The organism is Salipiger sp. HF18, assembly GCF_011806505.1.
Classification (GTDB): Bacteria; Pseudomonadota; Alphaproteobacteria; order Rhodobacterales; family Rhodobacteraceae; genus Salipiger; species Salipiger thiooxidans.
Map to the genome: position 1 here is coordinate 1 of NZ_JAATOS010000568.1, position 2,410 is coordinate 2,410.

The following is a 2,410-nucleotide window of genomic DNA, read 5'->3' on the forward strand; positions in this document are numbered from 1 at the left end:
GTTTCGCGCAGGGCGGCGGGGGCGACGGCGCGGGTCTCGACGCCGTATTCCCGCAGCAGGCTCGGTTTCAGCCCGGGGACGAAATCCATGTAATAGAGCCTGCGGATGCGCGAGGCGACGGGGTAGGGCAGCTCGAAGCGGGTGGGCCCGTAGGTCATCAGCCCGTCGGAATAGAGATAGACGTCCGAGCCGGTCATGATCCGTGCCAGGGTGTTCGACGGCGGCGTCTGGATCGATTCCATCATCAGGTCGACCCGCTCGTCGGGGGCGGCGCCGAAGATGGCGCGCAGCATCGACTGGATGGCCAGCGCGTCGAGCTCGTCGGCGGGGGGCTTCCACTGGGTCGGGTGTTGCGGCGCGAGGATGGCGTTGAGGCTGAGCACCTTCGAGAAGGTCTTCGCCACGTGCGGCGAGGTCCTCGCGAACTCGAGCAGCGCGTCGCGGGCCTCGGGGTCGGGGGTGTGGGTGCTGACCAGCAGCACGCGCCCGGCGGCCGGCGGCAGCGTGTCGTCCTGCCCGAGCAGTGTCATCAGGCTGTAGAGGCCGAACTTGGTCGAGATTTCGCAGACGAGCATCAGATCAGCCCCCGGATGGTGTTGCGGCGTGTGTCGTCGATGCGCAGAAGCGCGGCCTCCAGCTCGCGCGTGGGGACCAGCGCCAGCAGGTGGGCGGCGCCGGTGACGAGCTTCTTGCGGGTGGCGGGCTCGAGCCGGCCCTGGCGCTCGATGTGGAAACAGATCAGCGCCAGCAGCTGGCGGATGGCCTTGGGCAGGTAGCGCTCGTGACCCTCGTTCACCAGGAAGCCGATGACGTTCTGCATCGCCTGCAGGAAGTCGAGCTGCCGGTCGTCGCCGACCGCGGTCAGGCTGACGTTGTGGTCGCGGCGGTAGTAGAAGCGGAACTCCTCGGCGATCACCATCTTGCGGCCGAGGATCTGGGTCTTCCAGTTGATGATGCGGTCCTCGGCGGTGTGCAGCGGATCGTAGCGGATGTCGTGGCGGTCGAGGAAGTCCATGGCGTAGATGCCGGCCCACATCTGCGGGTGGTCGACCATGGTGGGGCGGTCGTCGGGCATGACCGCGAGCCGCGGGTCGAAGGCGGTGTTCACCACCTCGAAGGGGGCGCGGATGATGTTGCGCTTGTTGCCGCGGCACTCGAGGTAGTGCGAGCGCACGAAATCGACCTCGGGGTCGGCGTTCATCTGCGCCACCAGCGCCGGGTAGTATTCGGCGCCGACCCAGTCGTCGCTGTCGACCGAGCCCACCAGCGCGGTGCGGGTCTGTCCGAGCCCGGCGTTGCGGGCCTTGCCGGCGCCGCCGCCGGTCTCGAAGCCGATCAGTTGCGCCTTGTCCCAGGCGGTGGCGAAGCGGCCCATGATCTCGCCGGTGGCGTCGGTGGAGCCGTCGTTGACGAGGATGCAGGATCCCCCCGCCGCCATCAGCGGCTCGAGGCTGTTCAGGGTCTTCTCGATGCTCGCCTGGGCATCCTTCCCGGGGACGATGATCGTCAGGTCACTGAGGGTGTAGGTCGTCGCCATGTGCTGAAAAATCCGTGCCGTCGGTTATGTCACGTCGCATTGAGCCGGCGCGCCGGACCGCGCACCGGTGGGGTCCGGCGGACAAGAGGGCTCGTCCGTCTCCGCCGGGCTAATCTCGGGGGGAGATAAACGCGTCCGGCCCCGGAGAACAAGCCGGTAGCGCGCGGTGGGCGGAGAAGCGACGCGCGGGCCATGCGGGTGCAGCCTGACCTTGCAGGAACGCAACCGGACCGGGGCGGAACGGGGGCGGGATCTGCCTGCGGGGGCGCGGCCGTGGCGGCGTCCCCGCGGGCGGTCACCGCGGCGCCTCGGTGATCTGGAAGGGGCGGGTCTCGAACCGCGCCACGGTCTGCATCACCCTGTCGCCGAGATCTCGGGGGCAGAGCATCTTCTCGACCCAGGCGGGGTCGGGGGCCTGCGCGCGCCTCTCGAGCATGTCGCCCAGCGGCGTGATCAGGTTCGACCCCCTGAACAGCTTGCGCATCGGCTCGACCAGCGGGTCGCGGTAGTTGTCGATGAAATCGAGATGCACCATCGCGGGAATGCCCGCGCGCACCACGTCGATGGCCGCGGTCGAGGTGCAGGTGATCCCCAGCGCCGCGGTGGCCAGCGCCTCGTCCATGGTGCAGGCGGTGAGCTTGAGGTTCGGCGGCGGGTTGTCGAGCTCCTCGAGCAGCCCGGGGTAGTGGTAGCGCTCGAGATGCAGGTGCTTCTGGTTCTCGTTGGGCAGGTGGCGCAGCTTGATCCAGACCGTGTGATCGGGGTTGGCCCGGGCCATCGCGGCCAGGGCCTGCAGCATGTGCATGCGGCCGCGCTTGGTCGAGGGCGACAGCGCCTGGGTGAAGAAGCCTCTTTCTCTTCTTGAGGCGAGGT

At 68.7% G+C, this 2,410-nt stretch carries 3 protein-coding genes; all 3 read right to left on the reverse strand.

Features of this window, described 5'->3' with window-relative positions:
* Positions 1-575, reverse strand: a 575-nt coding sequence (locus HC022_RS24190; RefSeq protein ID WP_217704103.1) for an alpha-2,8-polysialyltransferase family protein, incomplete at its 3' end; no start/stop codon positions are given.
* Complete coding sequence (locus HC022_RS24195) at positions 575-1,537, reverse strand: glycosyltransferase (RefSeq protein ID WP_008886370.1); 963 nt, start codon at positions 1,535-1,537, stop codon at positions 575-577. The genes HC022_RS24190 and HC022_RS24195, both read right to left, overlap by 1 nt.
* Positions 1,538-1,832: 295 nt before the next feature.
* The coding region (locus HC022_RS24200; protein ID WP_368484728.1) for a DUF6716 putative glycosyltransferase at positions 1,833-2,410 on the reverse strand (578 nt) is incomplete at its 5' end.

Coding starts and splice junctions, on each gene's coding strand:
- HC022_RS24195 (WP_008886370.1), bottom strand. CDS start 1,537: ATGGCGACGACCTACACCCTCAGTGACCTGACGATCATCGTCCCCGGG.